Genomic DNA, 19,213 nt, shown 5'->3' with positions numbered 1-19,213 from the left:
CTAGTGTGTTGCGATGCAGCAGAATCAGAATTCCTCGGGAACCCCCGAAACGGCGGATAGCGCGCCCGATATCGAGCAGTCGGTGCACATGCTGGGCTTTGCCATCGCCAACAAGCTGTGCGTGCGCGCGGTCTATAATCGCGGCAACGTGACACTGGCACCGCATGCCCTGTTCGAGCGCCACGGCGCGCCGCACATCGATGCCGTCGTGCATGACCGCGATGGCGTAGCCCCGGCCGAGGAAAAGCTCGGCACGTTCCGCCTCTCGGGCCTGCGCGATGTGATCCTGACGTCCGAGCCGGCCAAGGTCTTTGCCGGGTTCGATCCGGCCGACGAACGCTACGGCGAAAAGCTGCTGGCCGCCATCGCGGTCTGAGCACGCTTTCCCCCTTTTCAACCATAATGGGCGGGCATCCTTGGTGATGGCCGCCCCTTCTTTTTGCGCGCCTGCCGCGCCGCCTGACGCTGCATCCTTGCATGGATCAGTATGCCGCTCTGCCCGGCGCAAGGGGGGCACGGCCTGCCCCTGGCACCGGCCCCATCGTATCGGCCGGGCAGTTGATGGCGTAAACCTCTATGCAGGAGAGCGCCATGTCTGGCAGCATTGCCACCGATGAAACCACCCGCCTGATCGCCTCAAACAAGGTGGACGGCACGGCCGTCTATAACCCCGATGGCGAGCGTCTCGGCTCGATCCACAACTTCATGGTCAACAAGCGCACCGGCACCGTCGAGTATGCCGTGCTACAATTCGGCGGTATTCTGGGCTTTGGCAGCGATTATTACCCGCTGCCCTGGAACACGCTGAACTATGACAGCGGCCAGGGCGGCTATGTCGTCAACCTGAGCCGCGAAATCCTGGAATCCGCCCCGCATTACCACGCCACCGAAGAACCGGTCCATGACATGGACTATGGCCGCCGGGTCCATTCGCACTACGGCGTGTCCTACCCCTACTGATCGCGTCCTACCGCCCAGGTTCGCGCGGGAAGGCCGGCCCTGCCCTTTGGCAAGGCCGGCCTTTTTCATGGGCTCGGCGCGGCGCTGTGGTGGCCGTGCGGCTCAAGATAGGCAGGGTCGAACAGCGCATGCTGTGCCAAGGCCCGCAATTGCAGGATGCGCAGCACGCGGTTTTCCAGATCGATCAGGCCTTGCCGCCGCATGTCGCGCAACACGCGATTGACGTGCACCGGGGTCAACCCGGTCGCCTCGGCCAGTTCCACTTGCGTGACCGGAAAGGCAAAACCGTTGCCCTGGGCCAAACCGATGGCATGCAGGCGGTGATGCAATTCGCAGAACAGGTGGCCGATCCGCTCGAACGCGGCGCGCTGCCCCACGTTGACCAGCCCCCGCCGCAAAACCGCCTCTGCCACGCGGTTTTGCAAGGCCAGCGCCGTGGCAATGGCGGGGTGGGCCTTGGCCACCGCCTCCAACGCGCTGGTCGGGATTGGTGCGATGATCGCCGGGGTCAGTGCCAGGATCGAAAAGTCCATGCGCGCCTCACCCAGCGGTTGCCACAGGATATCGCCGGGCAGATGGAATGCGGTGATCTGGCGGCGGCCATCGGGCAGCATCACCTGGTGGCACGCCCACCCTTCCAGCAGCACGTGCACGTGGCCGGGCCGGTCGCCCTCGCGCAGGAACTCGCGCCGCGCTGCCACGCGCCGACGCGGGACGGCGCAGAGCCGTTCCACCGCGCGCACGTCGTTCTCGTCCAGCGGGAAGCAGCATGACAGGCGCCGGGCCAGGGCATTGAACAGCATCGAAGGCAGGCTCAAGGCAGATCAAAGGCGGTGATGCGCGTTCCGGCAGCAGTCACGGCGGCAGTCACGAGAGACATGGCGCAAGCGAAGCAGGGGTACACGCCAGAACGGGCATCGCAGTGGCGCGGCAACATCGCATCCTCAAACCTGGGGCGCGCCTTCCGCGCCGTCGGCAGCCTTATGAAATGACTGTCACATGCCCTTCTTCACATATGTAAAGCCTTGCCACCTTTTCTTGTTTTCGGGGTTTTTAAGGCATCCCGCGTGCGCCTCGCGTGCGCTTTATCCCCCTGCAAGGACCATCTTTCATGACCACGTCGCACCCCGCCAGCCTGGGCAAGCTGGGCGAGACCCCGCCCGAACACGAAGCCAAGGCCGCCGATGCCCAGGCCGGCACCGCCGCCGCGCCCGATCGCCAGGGGCAGGAGCAGGCGCTGAACCGCGAACCGAAATGGCAGCCGGTCTATCCCGGCTCGGGACGCCTGGCTGGCAAGGTGGCGATCGTTACCGGTGGCGACAGCGGCATTGGCCGCGCGGTGGCCGCGCTGTTTGCCCGCGAGGGGGCCAACGTGGCGATCGTCTATCGCCAGGACAGCAAGGACGCGCAGGACACCGCCGCCATCGTCGCCCAGGAAGGCGCAAGGGCGATCACCCTGCAAGGAGACGTGGGCGATCCCGCATTCTGCCAGCAGGCGGTGGACGCGGTCATCGATCGCTTTGGCCGGCTGGACGTGCTGGTCAACAATGCCGGTGAGCAGCACCCGGCAACGGACATTCGCGATATTACCCCGGAACAGCTCGATGCCACGTTCCGCACCAATATCTTTGGCATGTTCCACATGGTCCAGGCCGCAGTGGGCCACCTTGGCGCCGGCAGTGCGATCATCAATTGCACCAGCGTGACGATGTACAAGGGCGCGCCGCAACTGCTGGACTATAGCGCGACCAAGGGTGCGATCACGGCGTTTACCCGCTCGCTCAGCCAGAACCTGGTGGACAAGGGCATTCGCGTGAATGCCGTGGCACCCGGCCCGATCTGGACCCCGCTCAACCCCCAGGGCGGCGCTGATCCGGACAAGGTGCGCCACTTTGGCGAGGATACGCCGATGGGCCGGCCGGGCGAACCCAACGAAGTGGCGCCGGCGTTCCTGTTCCTCGCGTGTGCCGATGGCAGCTATATGAGCGGGCAGGTGCTTCACCCCAATGGCGGCACCGTGGTCAACGGCTGACCAGCCAGCGTGGCAATGTGCGTGGCCTGGCTGGAACGGCGCCCCCGTTCCAGCCAGGCCGTCCGGCCTCAGGCCGCGCGGGGCACGCGCGGTTCAGGGTCGAGCGGCACTTCACCCAGTCGCTTGAGCGCAACCAGATCGCGCACCTGCATCCACCGCCCCTTGAGATCGACCAACCCCTCGCCGCGCAGGGTCTGCAACACGCGGTTAACGTGGACCGGGGAAATACCGACGATATCGGCAAAGTCATACTGGGTCAGCGGCATGGCGCAGCGATCCTGCACCACGCGGTTGCGTGCGGCCAGCCGGCTGTGCAGCTCGCACAGCAGGTTGCACAGCCGCTCGGTCGCGGTCATCCGGCCCAGGTTGAAAATCCACTTTTCGCGGTTGCGCAGCAAGGCCAGCATGGCGTCGAGCACGCGGATCATGCTGTCTTCCTCGTGCGGCGCGCGGGCCTGGATGCGGCTGTGCGGTAGCATGCGCGCACGCACCCGCGTCAACGCCACGATCGGCAAGGTGGCGCGGCCTTGCAACAGCCATTGCGGCTCGCAATAGTCGCCGGGAAGAAACAGCGTGATGATCTGGCGCCGGCCATCGGGCAACAGGCGGTATTGCGCCGCCCAGCCTTCCTCGATGCGCAGCACGTAATCCTTGCGTTCGTCCGCGCGGGCCAGAAATTCGTGGCGACGGTATGTGCACACCTGGCTTGGCGCGCGGGTCATATCCTGCGTCATATCCTTTCCCCTGATTTGCGGCGTGATGCCTTTGGCGAATCAGCGGAAAATCTAGGTTCCATCCATTCCGGACAATTCACATAAGTTTGCTTTGGCCGTTCCCATCGACCAGCCGTGGCACCGGGCAGACCAACCGCATCTTGCCCAAGAGACAGATTGCAAATTGCACACATGGGATAGCCGCGCGGACATTGTGCCCCGCTCGCACGCTTCTCCTTCCGCAACGGGCGCCAGCCGCCCTGCCGGGCTTGCCCTTCGGCAGTGCCCCAACCCCACGCGAAGGAGATCGGCCCGATGGCCAGCAACAGCACCCCTTCCCCTGCAACGCAGCCGGCGCAGACCGGGCAGGCCACCTCTGGCCAGGCTGCCGCATCATCGTCCGAAGCAGACAAGACCCACGCCGCCAAGACCGATACGGCAAAGGCAGGGGGCAAGGCGGTAAGCGGACGACGCGGACAGCGCGCCGCATCGCAGGGCAGCGCCGCGACCACCAGCAAGACCGCCCATGCCGACAAGAGCGCCGACAAGGGCTCCAATTCGAGCAGGGCCGATGGCGAGGCGATCCGCATGCTCCAGAAAGACCATCGCCAGGTCGAAAAGCTGTTCAAGGAGTTCGAGAGCGCCAGCGGCAGCCGCAAGGACGCGATCGTTACCGAGGTGTGCCAGGCGCTTACCCTGCACACCATGCTGGAAGAGGAAGTCTTCTATCCCGCCTGCCGCGCCGCAGCCGATGAAGACGACGATCTCGACGAAGCACAGGTGGAACACGACAGCGCCAAGGTGCTGATCGCCGACCTGGCACGCAGCGCCCGCGGCGATCCGTTCCGCGACGCCAAGTTCACGGTGCTGGCTGAGCAGATCCGGCATCATGTCAAGGAAGAGGAAGGCGACGACGGCATTTTCGCCCAGGCGCGCGAATCCGGCGTCGATACTCCCGAACTTGCAGCGCAGCTGAAAGAACTGCGCAGCGAACTGGAGGCCGAGGATCGGCTTCCGCCCCAGGCACCGGTTTCATTCGGCGCCTTTCCCAGGGCAAATGCCCACAATACCCAGGAGAGAACCATGGCAAGTTATCAAGGACGCGACAACGGCGATTATGGTCGGAGTGGCCGAGACGAGCGTGGCCGGTTCGCAGGTCAGGGCGGCCGCCGCAGCGAAGAAGATGACCGTCGCGGCGGACGCGGCAGCCAGGATCGCCCACGTGACGACGAAGGCCGCTTTATGAGCGATGATCGCGGCCGCTCGAGCCGGGGCCATGACGATGACGATCGCGACTATCGCAGCCGGGGCGCCAGCAGCCGGGGCCGCGATGACCGCGACGATGACCGGGCCAATGATCGCGGCGGGCGCGGACACGGCGGCTGGTTCGGCGACTCCCAGGGCCATTCGGAGGCTTCGCGCCGGGGCTGGGAACGGTCTGAACATGACGGCAGCGGCTGGTATGGCGATTCCCGTGGCCATTCCGAAGCCTCGCGCCGGGGCTGGGAAAATTCCGACCACGAAGGCAGCGGCTGGTATGGCGATCCGCGTGGTCATTCCGAAGCGTCGCGCAAGGGCTGGGACGATCGCGGCAGCGCGTCGCGCGGCGGCCGCCACGACGATGACGACGGGCGCCGCAGCAGCCGGGGCCGCGACGACCATGACGACGATCGGGGCCGCTCGCGCCGCATGAGCCATGATGATGATGACCGCGATCGCGGCCACGGCGGCTGGTTCGGCGATTCGCGCGGCCATTCGGAAGCATCGCGCAGGGGGTGGGAAGGCCGCCACTGATGCCACTTGCTTCCAGACGGACCGGCCCCTTCACGGGGCCGGTCTTGTGCCTGTCGATCGCGCGAGGCCGCTTTCCTGACAAGGCGCGCCGGTGACGCGGATCGAAGCGGTTCGCCGCACCATTTTGCTCGATCTCACCCCATGGCAAAGGCTGTCAGGCATTGCCGTGGCGATCGCCGTGCCTGCTACCTTGCGCTGGGCATTGGGGCAGGCAGGCGAGGCAGTGCCGTTTGCGCCGTTCTTTCCGTTCGTGCTGCTGGCGGCGGTGTTCATGGGCTGGCGCGCCGCGCTGGTCGTGGCGATCACCACCACGCTGCTGGTGGAATGGGTGTTCCGTGGCGGCAGCCCATCCCTGCTCGATCCCCACCGCCTGACGCTGGCGCTGCTGATCGCGCTGGCCAACCTGGCGCTGATTGCCGTGGGCGACACGCTCCGCCGCACGGTGCGCCAGCTCGATGCCCTGGCGCGCGAACAGGATATCGTCGCACGCGAGATGTATCATCGCGTGCAGAACGCGCTTGGCGTGGTCCAGGCGCTGATCCGCGTATCGCACGCCGGCGATGATACCGAACGGTTCCGCCAGGATCTTTTGGCCCGGGTGCAGGCGCTGGCCAATGCCAACCGCCTGCTCGACAGTCCACCGGGAAACACCAACGGCGCCCAGCGTCGCAGCGTGACCGAGGCGCGGCAACCTGCCGATGGCGCGGGCCTGAACCTGGCGCAACTGGTGCGCACCGCGATCGCCCCGTTTCACAAGGACGATGCGTTCCACATCGCAGGCCCGCCCTTCCTGATCGAGCGCGAGCCCGCGTATCATCTGCTGCTGGTACTGCATGAATTGTGCACCAATGCGCTCAAGCACGGCGCGCTGTCTGATCCGCGTGGGCGGGTAACCATCGGCTGGAGCGCCGATGGCGTGCTGCTGTGGCGCGAGAATGGCGGGCCACCGGTGCTGCCGCCCAGTCGCCAGGGCCTGGGCACGCGGATGTTCGCGCGCCAGCAGCACTGGACACTGGAACGCGATTTCGCGCCCAGCGGCCTGACGTGCCGCATCGCGCTGCGCGCCCCCGCCACAGTGCGGCGCTAATCGGCGACGCCGGCGGCGGAGCAATTGCACTTACCCATGTTGGGGGCGAGCAACATACCATTACGGTCAGGGCTTGTTGGTACATCCTGCCAGGAGTTCCAAGATGACCCAGCCCCAGCCCGCCTGCGCGGTTGCCATGCCCGCCCTGCCCCGCCCGACTACGCACCACCCGACCACGCCCGTGCCGCTGCATCCCTGGCATGAACGGCTGCCCGACCCGGATCTGCGGCCGTGCCTTTTGCCCGGCAGCGTCCGCCCGCAAGCCATTCGCGTGCCGCCCTCGCCCAGCCGGCATTGACGGCCGGATCAGCGAGACTGCCCAAAAGGAGAGAGTATTATGCCCAGATTTCCATTCGCGCCGGTGGCTGCCTGTGCCATGCTGCTGCCCTCGCTTGCTACGGCGCAGGGCCTGGCCCCAACCCAGCCGACGGCACCCCCATCGCCTGCCGACACCATGGCGCCGCTTGACGCGCCGACCTACCTGGCCAAGGCCGCCGCGGGCGACCGGTTTGAGATCGAATCCTCCCGCCTGATCCTGGCCAAGTCCCCCAGCGCCAAGGTGGCACGCTTTGCCCGGATGATGATTGCCGACCATACGCACTCCACTGCGCGGCTCACCCAGGCGGCGCGCCAGGATGGCTTGGCCATGCCGGCACCGGCGCTCGATTCTACGCAGGCGGCCGCGCTCGACGGGTTGCGCCAGGCGCAGGGGGAGACAGCGCAGAACGTTTACCTGGCTGCGCAGCGCGATGCCCACACGGCGGCACTGGCGCTGCATCGCGCCTATGTCGACAAGGGCAACAAACCGGCCTTGCGGGCGGCCGCCAACGCCATCGCGCCGGTGGTAGCCCGCCATGCCGACATGCTGGCCCAGATCGGCGGGCAGGAAGCCCAGGCGCCAGACACCTCACGCGGGCGCTGAGCGCGAACGATCAGCGTCGGTTGAACGCGGCCTGGGGAAGCCTATCCCCGGGCCGTTTCCGCCGCGTCGGCTTCGGATGCAGAGACGCCTATGCCGCGCTTTCCGGCCCGTCGATTCCCTCCTTGCCATGGCTGCCCGGCGGCAGCGGGATGGGATCGGGCACCGGTTCATCGATCGGCACCTCGGTCGGCGGCGGCGCCCCCCCCCCGCCGGTGCCGCCGGTAAGCTGGCCGGGGTTGTCGCGTTCTTCCTCATGCGAGGATTGTTGGCCGGAACGCTGATCGGAATGGGCAATGGGCGCGCCGCGCACCGTGCGCGGGGGGATGGCGGGCTGGGGTGCAGAACGATCGGCCATGGGTAGATATCCTTTTGCGGGCAGGCCATTAAAACCCCGCAGCACGCCCATAGGGCACGCATCACAACCTGTGATGAGATGGGGAACCACTGGGGCGATGGGGTGTTGCGATAGGCATCGGGGAAGGTGTTCCCCGGCCGATTGCAGAACAGGCCAGCATGAATCCCCTTCAGGCCAAATTTGCGCGCTACGTCGAACTGGACCTTCAGGCCCGGACGCAGATCGACGGCCTGTTGCGCAGCGAAGGGCGGCTGGTTCCGGCTGGAGCCGACCTGATCCGCGAAGGCGAGCCGATCCATTTCGTCAAGCTGGTCATCGATGGCTGGGGCTGTCGCTACAAACTGCTGGAGGATGGCCGGCGCCAGGTCGTGGCGTTCCTGCTGCCGGGAGACTTGTGCAATCCCGATGCCTTGGCGGCCGAGGCGATGGACCATTCGATCGGCGCGCTCAATGACATGCACTGCGCGCTGATTGCGCCCGAAGTGTTCGATCGCGCTTGCCTGCGCTCGCACTGCCTGCGCCAGGCCATGGCGTTTGATGCCTGCGCCATGCTGGGCATGCAGCGCGAATGGACACTCAACCTTGCCGCGCGCCCGGCCCTGGCACGGATCGGCGCCTTGCTATGCGAGTTGCACTATCGGCTGGCAGCCCTGGGCCTGGCAGCAGACGGGCGCTTTGCCACCCCGCTCACCCAGGTGACCCTGGCCGAAGCCACCGGCATGACATCGGTTCACGTCAACCGCGTGGTGCAGGATCTGCGCGGGCGCGGCCTGCTGCATTGGCACGGGCGCCATATCACCCTGCCCGATCCGGATCGGCTGGCCCAGCTCTCCGGCTTTTCTCCGCGTTATTTGCACATGAATCGCTTTGCGCCGGGAACCTTTGCGGGCGATCCCGACTTGGCTGCGAAATCGCCGCGCGTTCCGCCCAGAACCGAAAGTAAGATCGCCGGGGCAATCTGATACAACTTGGGAAACAAGACAGCTTGCACCGCGCGGGGCCATGGCGGAAGAACGCGAGAACTCGATCCGGGACTATCGAGTCGCAGGGCATGCAAGGGTTTGCTAGATGAACGCTGACGAAGCGAGTACACCTGTTTCTCCGGATCACGTAACGTCCGAACATCCCCCCCGCAGCAGCCGCAAGCGCACGCTTCTGATCGCCCTGGCGATCATTGCCGTGTTCGTGGTGGTTGCCCTGGGTGCTCGATGGGTGGCCAAGAGCGGCGGAGACAAGCGCGGCGGGCGTCCGCCGGCAGCGGTGAACATCGCGCCGGCGACCAAGGCCGACATGCCGGTGACGGTGGCCGCGCTGGGAACGGTGCAGCCGCTGGTTACCGCCACGGTGCGCACGCAGCTGTCAGGCGTGCTGTTCAAGATCATGTTCCAGGAAGGGCAGATGGTCCGCCAGGGCCAGGTGCTCGCCCAGATTGATCCCCGCCCCTATCGCCTGGCGCTGGAACAGGCCCGCGCCAATCTGGCGCGTGACGAGGCACAGCTGACCTCGGCACGGCTCGATCTCAATCGCTATCAAACCCTGCTCAAGCAGGATTCGATCGCCAGCCAGCAGGTCGATACCCAGCGCGCCACGGTGGGGCAGCTGGTCGGCACCGTGGCAGCCGATCGCGCCGCCATCGGCACGGCCGCGCTCAACCTGGACTATACCGCGATCAAGGCGCCGATTTCGGGCCGCGTCGGCATTCGCCAGGTCGATATCGGCAACTACCTGACGCCGTCGGACACCAACGGTGTGGTGATCATCACCCAGGTTGATCCGATCGACGTGAGCTTTGCCCTGCCCCAGGCGCAGCTTTCCGCCATCGGGCAGACCGCCGGCGCAGGCAGCGGCCTGCCCGTTGACGCCAACGACCAGAACAACGGCAATCGCCTGGCGACCGGCCGCTTCCTGACGTTCGACAACCAGGTCGATGCCACCACCGGCACGGTCAAGGCCAAGGCGCGCTTTGCCAATGCCGGCAATGTTTTGTTCCCCGGCGCGTTCGTCAACGTGTCGATGCTGGTACAGACGCTGCATGACGTGGTGACCGTGCCGGTCAGCGCGGTGCGCCACGGCAGCCAGGGCGATTTCGTCTTCGTGGTAAAGCCCGACAACACGGTGAAGCTGACCGTGGTCAAGACCGGCCCCTCTTCGGGTGACAAGCTGGCGATCCTTTCGGGCCTGACGGCCGGCACCCAGGTGGTGATCGAGGGCGCCGATGGCCTGGAAGACGGCGCCAGCATCAACAAGGGTGGCAAACGCGGCGGTGGCCAAGGTAATGGCGGCGCAGGCGGCCAAGGTGGCAATGGCCATCACCGCCGCGGCGCCAATGCCGGAAACGCGGGATGAGCACGTCCGATCTGCCTGAGCAGGCCCCTGCCCAACCCGGCGGGCCATCCCGGCTGTTCATCCTGCGCCCGGTGGCGACCACGCTGTTGATGGTAGCAATCCTGCTGGCGGGCCTGGTGGCCTATCGCATGCTGCCGCTCTCGGCCCTGCCCGAGGTAGACTACCCGACGATCCAGGTCACCACGCTCTATCCCGGCGCCAGCCCCGATGTCATGGCGCTGACCGTGACGTCACCGCTGGAGCGCCAGTTCGGGCAGATGCCGGGGTTGACGCGGATGACTTCGGCCTCCTCGGCCGGGGCATCGGTGATCACCATGCAGTTCCGCCTCGATCTGTCGCTCGATATCGCCGAGCAGGAAGTTCAGGCGGCGATCAACGCCGCCAATACGCTGCTGCCCACCGATCTTCCCGCGCCGCCGATCTATGCCAAGGTCAACCCGGCCGATGCGCCGATCCTGACGCTGGGCATCACCTCGAAAAGCCGGCCGCTGGGCGAAGTGCAAGGCATTGTCGAGCGCCAGTTCAGCAACAAGATCGCTCAGGTTTCGGGTGTGGGCCTGGTCTCCATGTCGGGCGGGCAGCGCCCCGCCGTGCGCATCCAGGCCAATGTGCCCGCGCTCGCCGCGCGCGGCCTGTCGCTGGAATCGATCCGCAGCGCGATTGCCAATGCCAATGCCAACGCCGCCAAGGGCAGCTTTGACGGCCCGACCAAAAGCTGGACGATCGACGCCAACGACCAGTTGGGCGATGCCGCCAGCTATCGCAACCTGGTCGTCGCCTTTGCCAATGGCGCGCCGGTGCGGCTGTCGGATGTGGCGCAAGTGGTCCAGGCCACGGAAAACACGCGCATCGCTTCGTGGATGAATGGCCAGCCGGCGGTCGTGCTCGATGTGCAGCGCCAGCCCGGCGCCAACGTGATCGGCACGGTCGACGCGATCAAGGCATCCCTGCCCGAGCTTGAGGCCCAGTTGCCGGCCGACGTGCACGTGACCGTGCTGACCGACCGCACCGCTGGCATCCGCGCCTCGGTGTCCGATGTGCGCACGGAACTTGTCCTGGCCGTGGTGCTCGTCACGCTGGTGATCTTCCTGTTTCTGGGGTCGCTGCGCGCCACGGTGGTGGCCAGCATTGCCGTGCCGCTTTCGCTGGTCGGCTCGTTTGCGGCGATGTATTTCCTCGATTTCTCGATCAACAACCTCACGCTGATGTCGCTGACCATCGCCTCGGGGTTCGTGGTCGACGATGCCATCGTCGTGCTGGAAAATATCGCACGCCATATCGAAGATGGGATGCGCCCATTCGAGGCCGCGCTCAAAGGCGCCAGCGAGATCGGCTTTACGATCATCTCGCTGACCGTCTCGCTGATCGCCGTGTTGATCCCGCTGCTGTTCATGGGCGACGTGGTTGGTCGCCTGTTCCGCGAATTTGCCGTGACGCTGGCGGTGACGATCCTGATCTCGGCACTCGTGGCGCTCACGCTCGTGCCGATGCTGTCGGCGCGCTGGCTCAAGCCCGAGCATGAAGAGCGCCAGTATCGCGTGACGCAGGCCACCCGCAACTGGTTCGACCGCCTCGCCGCCCGCTACATGACCGCGCTCGATTGGGTCATGGCGCGCAGCGGGCTGACCATGGCGGTGTTTGCCGGCACGCTTGCGGTGACGGCGCTGCTGTTCTGGATCATCCCCAAGGACCTCTTTCCCGAACAGGATACCGGCCAGATCGCAGTGACGACCGTGGCCGGGCAGGACATCGGCTATACCCGCATGACCCAGTTGCAAAGCCAGGTGGCGCAGGCGCTGCTGGCCGATCCGGCGGTCGACAGCCTCAGTTCCTCGGTCGGGGTCGATGGGCAGAACCCCACGCTTTCGCAGGGGCGCATGGTCGTCAACCTCAAGAGCGAGGGCGATCGCGGCAATCTTGCCCATGTGATCGACAGCCTGACCCAGGCGACCAGTGGGATCGTGGGGATCAAGACCTACTTCCGCCCGGTGCAGGATCTCACCATCGACACCTCCACCGGGGTCAATGCCTATCGCTTCTCGCTGCAAGGCGCGGACGAAGCAGTGGTCAACCAGTGGGGCGAAAAGCTGGCGGCGGCGCTCAGGGACGACGCGCATCTGCAAAACGTCACGTCCAACGTGATGGGCGGCGGCCAGGCAGTGACGGTGAATATCAACCGCGATATCGCCGGGCGTCTGGGCCTCTCGGTGCTGACGATCGACAACGCGCTCTACGATGCCTTTGGCCAGCGCATCGTTTCGACCATCTACACCCAGTCGAGCCAGAACCGCGTGATCCTGGAAGCGCAGCCTGGCTCGGTCACCAGCCCGCAGGCGCTGGGTGACCTGCGCATTCCGCTGCCGGGCGGCACCACCGTGCCGCTTTCGACCATCGCCACGATCACGACCGGGCCCACCGCGCTCGTCGTCTCGCGCGAGGCGCAGTTCCCCTCGGCCACGATCGGGTTCGATCTGGCGCCGGGCGTGTCGCTGGGCAAGGCGGTCTCGGTGATCGAACATGCCGAGCAGACCATTGGCATGCCCGCCGCGGTATCGACCAATTTTGCCGGCGCTGCCTCGGCCTTCAAATCGTCGCTCTCGAACGAGTTGTGGCTGATCCTGGCCGCGATCGTGGTGGTCTACATCGTGCTGGGCGTGCTCTATGAAAGCTTCGTCCACCCGATCACGATCCTTTCGACGCTGCCATCGGCCGGGATCGGCGCGCTGCTCGGCCTGTGGCTGACTGGATCGGGGCTGGGCGTGATCGGCATCATCGGCATCGTGCTGCTGATCGGCATCGTCAAGAAGAACGCGATCATGATGATCGACTTCGCGCTCGAGGCGATGCGCGAGGAAGGCGCCGATCCGTCGCACGCCATCCGCCAGGCCGCGCTGCTGCGCTTCCGCCCGATCATGATGACCACGTTCGCCGCGCTGTTTGCCGCATTGCCGCTGATCTTTGGCGGCGGCATGGGGCACGAATTGCGCCAGCCGCTGGGCATCGCCATCGCCGGCGGCCTGATCTTCAGCCAGGTGCTGACGCTGTTCACCACGCCGGTGATTTTCCTGGGCCTTGAACGCTGGCGCGAGCGGCGCGAAACCGCGCGCGGGGCCGCAACGCCGTCCCAGGAACCGAGCACCCAGGAACCGGGCCGCGCATGAACGTTTCCGCGCCTTTCATCCGGCGCCCGGTCGGCACCCTCCTGCTCACCATCGGGTTGATGCTGGCGGGCGTGGCGGCGTTCTTCAACCTGCCGGTGGCGCCGCTGCCGGCGGTCGATTTCCCCACGATCATGGTCCAGGCCAACCTGCCTGGCGCCAGCCCTTCGACGATGGCGGCAAGCGTCGCCGCCCCGTTGGAGCGGCATCTGGGGACCATTGCCGGGGTCAGCGAAATGACCTCGCGATCGGGCGTGGGGTCAACCCAGATCACCCTGCAGTTTGATCTGTCGCGCAATATCGACGGCGCCGCGCGCGATGTGCAGGCCGCGATCAACGCCTCGCGCGCCGATCTGCCGGCCACGCTCAAAAGCAATCCCAGCTATCGCAAGGCCAACCCGGCCGAAGCGCCCGTGCTGATCCTCGCGCTCACTTCCGATACCCGCAGCCCGTCTGAAATCTATGATGCGGTATCCAACGTGGTGCAGCAAAAGCTGCTCCAGGTGCAGGGCGTCGGCAATGTCGAACTGGGCGGCGCGGCGCTGCCCTCGGTGCGGATCGAGGTAAACCCGCTGGCCCTGTCGCGCGCCGGTATCGCGCTCGAAGACGTGCGCACCGCGCTGCAATCGGAAAGCGCCAACCGTCCGCGCGGCGTGCTCGATACCGGCAACGGCAGTTTCCAGGTCTATTCCAACCAGGCCGGCCGCCACGCCGCCGATTACCGCGATACCGTGATCGCCTGGCGCAATGGCGCCGCCGTGCGCCTGTCGGACATCGCCACTGTCACCGATGGGCCGGAAGACATTCGCACCATCGGCCTGTTCAACGGCAAGCGCGCCGTGCCGATCCTGATCAGCCGCCAGCCCGGCGCCAACATCGTGGAAACGGTCGATGCGCTCAAGGCTCAACTGCCGGCGCTGCAGGCCGCACTGCCGCCCGATATCCACCTGTCGATCGGATCGGATCGCACCCGCACGATCCGCGCCTCGCTGCACGAGGTGGAAGTGACGCTGCTGATCGCCACGCTGCTGGTGGTGCTGGTGGTCGGCCTGTTCCTGCAATCGTGGCGCGCCACGCTGATCCCGGCCGCGGCGGTGATTGCCTCGCTGCTCGGCACGCTGGGCGTCATGTACCTGGCGGGCTTCTCGCTCGACAATCTCTCGCTCATGGCCTTGACCGTGGCGACAGGCTTCGTGGTCGACGATGCCATCGTGGTGGTGGAGAACATCAGCCGCCATGTGGAACACGGCATGTCGCCGCTGTCCGCCGCGCTCAAGGGCGCGCGCGAGGTGGGCTTTACCGTGCTGTCCATCTCGGTCAGCCTGGTGGCGGTGTTCGTGCCGCTGATTTTCATGGGTGGCCTGGTCGGCCGCCTGTTCCGCGAATTTGCGCTGACCATGTCGGTTGCCGTGGCGATCAGCCTGGTCGTGTCGCTCACCACCACGCCGATGCTGGCCGCGCGCCTGCTCGATGGCCGCGAAAGCGACAGCCGGGTGATGCGCACGGCCAAGCGCTGGGTCGAATGGTCAGAAGCGCGCTATGCCCGCAACCTCGATTGGGCGCTGGCGCATCGCGGGCTGGTCATGCTGGTCCTGGTGCTGACCGTGGCGCTGAATGTCTGGCTGATCGCCATCGCGCCCAAGGGCTTCTTCCCGCAGCAGGATACCGGCGGCCTGATGGGCGGCGTGCGCGCCGACCAGTCGATCTCGTTCTCAGACCTGCAGGACAAGCTCACGCGCATTACCCGGATCGTCAAATCCGATCCCGCGGTCGATACCGTGGTCTCGTTTGCCGGCGGTTCGCGCGCGGGTGGTGGCTTCCTGTTCGCCACGCTCAAAGACCGCTCGCAACGCCCGCCGGTCAACGAGGTGATCGGGCGCCTCCGACCCAAGCTGGCGCGCGTGCGCGGGGTCAGCCTGTTCCTCAACCCGGTGCAGGATCTCCAGGCCGGCGGGCGGCAGACCAACAGCACCTATCAATACGTGCTCAAGGCCGATCACGCCGCCGTGCTGCAGGCCGCCGGACAAAAGCTGGTCGATGCGCTCAAGACGCATCCCGACCTCATCACCGACGTCGATATCGACCAGCAGGATGCCGGTGCCGACGCCTTTGTCGAGGTGGACCGCGATGCCGCCGCGCGGCTGGGCATCCCGATGCAGACGGTCGATGCCACGCTCTACGATGCCTTTGGCCAGCGCCAGGTTGCCAACATCTATTCCGGCCTCAACCAGTATCACGTGGTGATGGAGGCCGATCGCCAGTTCAACGGCTCGCCCGAGGCGCTCAACAACATCTATCTGCCGGTAGCCGGCGCGATCAGTTCGGCCAGTTCCGCGGCCAATCTCACCGGATCGGGCGGCGCGGCCGCCGGTGGCGCATTGGTTGCCAGCGGCAGCGCGGTCAGCACCACGGCCCGCACGATGACGCCGCTTTCGGCGATCGCGCGGTGGAGCACAGGATCGACCGATGCGCAGGTCAGCCACTCTGATGGCGAGCCATCGGCTACGATCTCGTTCAACCTGCCGCAGGGCGTGTCGCTGGGCCAGGCCTCGCAACTCATCGCGCAGGTTCAGGCGAGCCTGGCCCTGCCCGCCACCGTCCACGGCGAATTCGGTGGCACGGCCAAGGTCTTTGCCCAGTCCACCGCCAGCATGCCACTGCTGATCCTGGCGGCGCTGGTGGCGATCTATATCGTGCTTGGCATCCTCTATGAAAGCGCGATCCACCCCCTTACCGCGCTGTCCACCATCCCCTCGGCCGGGGTTGGCGCGATGATCGCCCTGATCGCCAGCGGCGGGCAGTTCGACATCATTGCCCTGATCGGCATCATCCTGCTGATCGGTATCGTGAAGAAGAACGCGATCATGATCATCGATTTCGCGCTGGAGGCAGAGCGGAACGAAGGTCTTTCCCCGGTAGAGGCCGTGCGCGAGGCCTGCCTCAAGCGCTTCCGCCCGATCCTGATGACCACGATGGCCGCCGCGCTGGGCGCGTTGCCGCTGGCCATCGGCTTTGGTGATGGCGCCGAACTGCGCCGCCCGCTCGGCATCGCCATTTTCGGCGGCCTGGTCGCCAGCCAGGTGCTGACCTTGATGACCACGCCGGTGGTCTATCTCGCGCTCGACCGCTTCCCCCCCCCCCGCCCCCGCCGCGCGCCCCCGCCGGCCCCGATCCAAGGAGTACCCGCCTGATGCGCGCGCCCCTCTCCCGCTTTTCCGCGCTCGTCATTCCCGGCATGGCGCTGCCGCTGGTCCTGGCCGGCTGCTCGATGGCGCCAGCCTATCGCCCGCCCGCCACGGTGGCGATCCCACCACAGTTCAAGGAAGAGCCCGGCTGGGCCGTGGCTACGCCCTCGGATGCGGTGGCGCGCGGGGCGTGGTGGGATCTGTTCCGCGATCCCGTGCTCGATAGCCTGGAACAAAAAGTAGCGGTCACCAACCAGAACGTGGCCAGCTATCGCGCTGCCTACCAGGCAGCACGGGCGCTGGTGCAGGTGCAGCGTTCGGCGCTGTTCCCCTCGCTCACCGCGTCTGCCAGCGGCACCCGCTCGCAGGATTTCGCCGGCCAGAACGTGACCGGTGGCACGGGGGTTTCGACCACCACCACCGGGGCTACCGTCTCGCGCTATTCCCTCTCGATCGGTGCGAGTTGGGAGCCTGATCTGTGGGGCCGGCTGGGCAATACGGTGAACCAGGCCAAGGCCAGCGCCCAGGCAAGCGAAGGCGATCTGGCCAATGCCACGCTGTCTGCGCAAGGGGAACTCGCCACCAACTATGTCCAGTTGCGTGGCATCGATGCGCAGCGCGTGCTGCTTGATCGCACCGTGGCCGATTATACCCGCGCCCTGGCCATCACCACCAACAAGTACAAGGCCGGTACCGTTTCCCACGCCGACGTGTTCGAGGCGCAGACCACGCTGAGCAACGCGCAGGCCACCCGCGCCGATCTCGATCGTCAGCGCGCTGTGCTGGAACACGCGATTGCCGTGCTGGTGGGCGAAAACCCGTCAACCTTTGCCCTTCCGGCAGTCGATTGGCAGCCGGTCGTGCCGGAAATCCCAGCCCAGGTGCCCGCCGCCCTGCTGCAGCGCCGCCCCGATATCGCCGCCGCCGAACGCCGCGTGGCCGCGGCCAATGCCAATGTCGGCATCCAGAAGGCGGCCTATTTCCCGCAAGTCACGCTGTCGAGCAGCGTGGGCACCAACAGCAGCGTGATCGGCCAGTTGTTCCAGGCCGCCACCAGCCTGTGGTCGCTGGGCTTGAGCGGGGCAATGACACTGCTGGATTTCGGGGCGCGGCATGGCGCCGTGGTCCAGGCGCGCGCGCAGTATGATCAGACGGTGGCAACCTATCGCCAGACGGTGCTGGCCGCGTTCCAGCAAGTGGAAGACAACCTGGCGGGAACACGCGTGCTGGCGCAAGTGGCGCAGCGGCGGGCAGAAGCGACCGTTTCGGCGAGCCAGGCCGAAACCATTGCCAACAACCAGTATCGCAACGGCATCGTCGATTACACCTCGGTCATCACCGCGCAAACCGCAGCGCTGTCGGCGCGACAGACCGAAATCCAGTCGGTGATCGATCGCCAGACCGCCGCCATTGCCTTGGCCCAGGCCGTGGGCGGGCGGTGGAGCGATCAGCCCCCCGCTGCCGCCACGGGTGCTTCGGCGCAGGAATAGCTTTCGGCGCGATCGGGATCACCGCCGTTATAGCGGGCATAGCCCGGCCAAGGGCATAGCGGCCGGGCCGCGGTGCCCCGGCTGCGCGTGGCGACCACCGCTGCGGGCGCTTCGCCCCGCTCTACCCAATCGACCACCGCGCCAAGCAGATCGAAGCGGTCAAACGCGTCGCCGCCTTGGCAATGGGCCATGCCCGGCACCATGTAGAACCGGCTGGACTGCGCCCAGGCCCCGCCATTGGTCTTGCCCGCGCGCTTCCAGTAATCCAGCGTGTCGAGCGCAGAAAACCACGGATCGCTGACCCCATGATAGAACAGCACTTTGCCCTGGTGGCCAAGGAACGAGCTGAGATCGGTCCAGCCGTCGGTGTCGGTCAGCGCTTGCATCCAATCGGCGCGGATCGCGGCGGCACGGGCATCCAGGTCTACGGACAAATCGCGGTTGGGCGGGCCGAGGATATCCGTGCGACCATCGGCGATATAGCCCGATACTGGCCCTGACGTATCGACCACGCCGGTATCGTAGGGCACCGGCGCATAGAGCGCGCGCCTGGCCGCATCGCGCGGGCCGGCAAAGGCGCGGTCCAGCGCCTCCACCTGCGGCGCGCTGAGGCAGCCATCCTGCTTGCCGGCGTGGCACTGCAAAGCGGCAGGGCGAAAATGGCACTGCGCCACGGCCATGATCATGCCATCCGCCCGGCCATCCAGGCCATCGCACTGCGCCAGCAGACCGGCGCGGATGGTCTGGCGGTCGGCGGCGGAAAAGGCCTTGTCCGGCAGCGGCAGCCCTTGGCCATCGCGCGGCGCGGCCTGGTTGAACATGACCTTGGCGTAGGTGGTGCCCAGGTTGGAAAAGCCGGTGCGCATTGCCGGCGCGCCGATCACCAGCCCGTCGAACAGCGCGGGATAGCGCTCCATCGCCAGCATCGTCTCGCGCCCGCCGGTGGAGCAGCCCGCCATATAGCTGTGCGCCGGCGCCCGGCCATAGAACCGCGTGGCGATCGCCTTGCCCAATTGCGCAACCGCCGGAACCGCCGCCTGGGCAAAATCGAGCGTCGCGCGCTGGTCGGTGCGAAACGAGGCGTCGAACACCGCGCCCTGGTGCCCGCTATCGTGGCTGGCAACGGCAAAGCCCCGCGCCAGGGCCGGACCCGCGCCTGCCGCAGCGCCGC

The 19,213-nt window shown here is 66.6% G+C and carries 16 protein-coding genes; 12 read left to right on the top strand and 4 right to left on the bottom strand.

Translation table 11 applies throughout. The annotated features are described in order from the left end of the window. Window positions 1-13: 13 nt before the first annotated feature. Both H926_RS0104210 and H926_RS0104205 read left to right on the top strand, forming a co-directional pair. Entirely contained in the window at window positions 14-376 is a 363-nt protein-coding gene (locus H926_RS0104210) for a hypothetical protein (protein WP_022675202.1), read from the top strand. A gap of 215 nt (window positions 377-591) precedes the next feature. Then, window positions 592-960, top strand: a complete 369-nt coding sequence (locus tag H926_RS0104205; RefSeq protein WP_051146244.1) for a PRC-barrel domain-containing protein — start codon at window positions 592-594, stop codon at window positions 958-960. A gap of 65 nt (window positions 961-1,025) precedes the next feature. Here H926_RS0104205 and H926_RS25555 read toward each other — a convergent pair whose 3' ends face one another. Beyond that, on the bottom strand, window positions 1,026-1,778 hold the full coding sequence (locus H926_RS25555; RefSeq protein ID WP_148291632.1) for a Crp/Fnr family transcriptional regulator: 753 nt from the start codon (window positions 1,776-1,778) through the stop codon (window positions 1,026-1,028). A 293-nt stretch (window positions 1,779-2,071) separates the two neighbouring features. On the opposite strand from H926_RS25555, the gene H926_RS25550 reads away from it, so the two are divergent. Beyond that, entirely contained in the window at window positions 2,072-2,992 is a 921-nt protein-coding gene (locus H926_RS25550) for an SDR family oxidoreductase (protein WP_022675199.1), read from the top strand. Window positions 2,993-3,060: 68 nt separating this feature from the next. Here the strand turns inward: H926_RS25550 and H926_RS0104190 are convergent, their stop codons facing one another. Beyond that, window positions 3,061-3,714, bottom strand: a complete 654-nt coding sequence (locus H926_RS0104190; protein WP_158441934.1) for a Crp/Fnr family transcriptional regulator — start codon at window positions 3,712-3,714, stop codon at window positions 3,061-3,063. 306 nt (window positions 3,715-4,020) lie between these two features. On the opposite strand from H926_RS0104190, the gene H926_RS31505 reads away from it, so the two are divergent. From H926_RS31505 to H926_RS25540, 4 genes are all read left to right on the top strand, one after another. After that, the gene (locus H926_RS31505) at window positions 4,021-5,499 is read left to right on the top strand and encodes a hemerythrin domain-containing protein (protein ID WP_237740973.1); all 1,479 of its coding nucleotides are present in this window, start codon (window positions 4,021-4,023) and stop codon (window positions 5,497-5,499) included. A 91-nt stretch (window positions 5,500-5,590) separates the two neighbouring features. After that, window positions 5,591-6,586 (top strand): sensor histidine kinase, encoded by a 996-nt coding sequence (locus H926_RS0104175; protein WP_022675196.1) that lies wholly within the window; start codon window positions 5,591-5,593, stop codon window positions 6,584-6,586. Between the two features lie 103 nt (window positions 6,587-6,689). Continuing rightward, a complete protein-coding gene (locus tag H926_RS32235) occupies window positions 6,690-6,884 on the top strand; it encodes a hypothetical protein (RefSeq protein WP_148291631.1) in 195 nt (64 codons plus the stop codon). 39 nt (window positions 6,885-6,923) lie between these two features. Further along, a complete protein-coding gene (locus tag H926_RS25540; RefSeq protein ID WP_082208999.1) occupies window positions 6,924-7,508 on the top strand; it encodes a DUF4142 domain-containing protein in 585 nt (194 codons plus the stop codon). 88 nt (window positions 7,509-7,596) lie between these two features. On the opposite strand, the gene H926_RS0104165 is transcribed toward H926_RS25540, so the two are convergent. Beyond that, window positions 7,597-7,863, bottom strand: a complete 267-nt coding sequence (locus H926_RS0104165; RefSeq protein WP_022675194.1) for a hypothetical protein — start codon at window positions 7,861-7,863, stop codon at window positions 7,597-7,599. Window positions 7,864-8,021: 158 nt separating this feature from the next. Here H926_RS0104165 and H926_RS25535 point away from each other — a divergent pair, with 158 nt between their 5' ends. The 5 genes from H926_RS25535 (at window position 8,022) to H926_RS25525 (ending at window position 18,042) form a co-directional block, all read left to right on the top strand. Beyond that, a complete protein-coding gene (locus H926_RS25535; protein WP_022675193.1) occupies window positions 8,022-8,825 on the top strand; it encodes a Crp/Fnr family transcriptional regulator in 804 nt (267 codons plus the stop codon). A 106-nt stretch (window positions 8,826-8,931) separates the two neighbouring features. Continuing rightward, a complete protein-coding gene (locus tag H926_RS25530; protein WP_022675192.1) occupies window positions 8,932-10,209 on the top strand; it encodes an efflux RND transporter periplasmic adaptor subunit in 1,278 nt (425 codons plus the stop codon). Then, window positions 10,206-13,370 (top strand): efflux RND transporter permease subunit, encoded by a 3,165-nt coding sequence (locus H926_RS0104150; protein WP_022675191.1) that lies wholly within the window; start codon window positions 10,206-10,208, stop codon window positions 13,368-13,370. Before H926_RS25530 ends, H926_RS0104150 begins: the two co-directional genes overlap by 4 nt. Continuing rightward, on the top strand, window positions 13,367-16,558 hold the full coding sequence (locus tag H926_RS0104145; RefSeq protein ID WP_022675190.1) for an efflux RND transporter permease subunit: 3,192 nt from the start codon (window positions 13,367-13,369) through the stop codon (window positions 16,556-16,558). The genes H926_RS0104150 and H926_RS0104145 overlap by 4 nt, the downstream gene beginning before the upstream one ends. Beyond that, window positions 16,558-18,042: an efflux transporter outer membrane subunit gene (locus tag H926_RS25525; protein ID WP_022675189.1), complete on the top strand. Its 1,485-nt coding sequence runs from the start codon at window positions 16,558-16,560 to the stop codon at window positions 18,040-18,042. The genes H926_RS0104145 and H926_RS25525 overlap by 1 nt, the downstream gene beginning before the upstream one ends. Here H926_RS25525 and H926_RS0104135 read toward each other — a convergent pair. Beyond that, on the bottom strand, window positions 18,000-19,213 hold a 1,214-nt coding region (locus H926_RS0104135), incomplete at its 5' end, for a tannase/feruloyl esterase family alpha/beta hydrolase (RefSeq protein ID WP_022675188.1). The two genes, H926_RS25525 and H926_RS0104135, sit on opposite strands and share 43 nt — an antisense overlap.

The organism is Novosphingobium sp. B-7 (assembly GCF_000410615.1).
Classification (GTDB): Bacteria; Pseudomonadota; Alphaproteobacteria; order Sphingomonadales; family Sphingomonadaceae; genus Novosphingobium; species Novosphingobium capsulatum.
The sequence above is the reverse complement of the archived record's forward strand: the minus strand, read 5'-3'. Positions and strand labels throughout refer to the sequence as shown.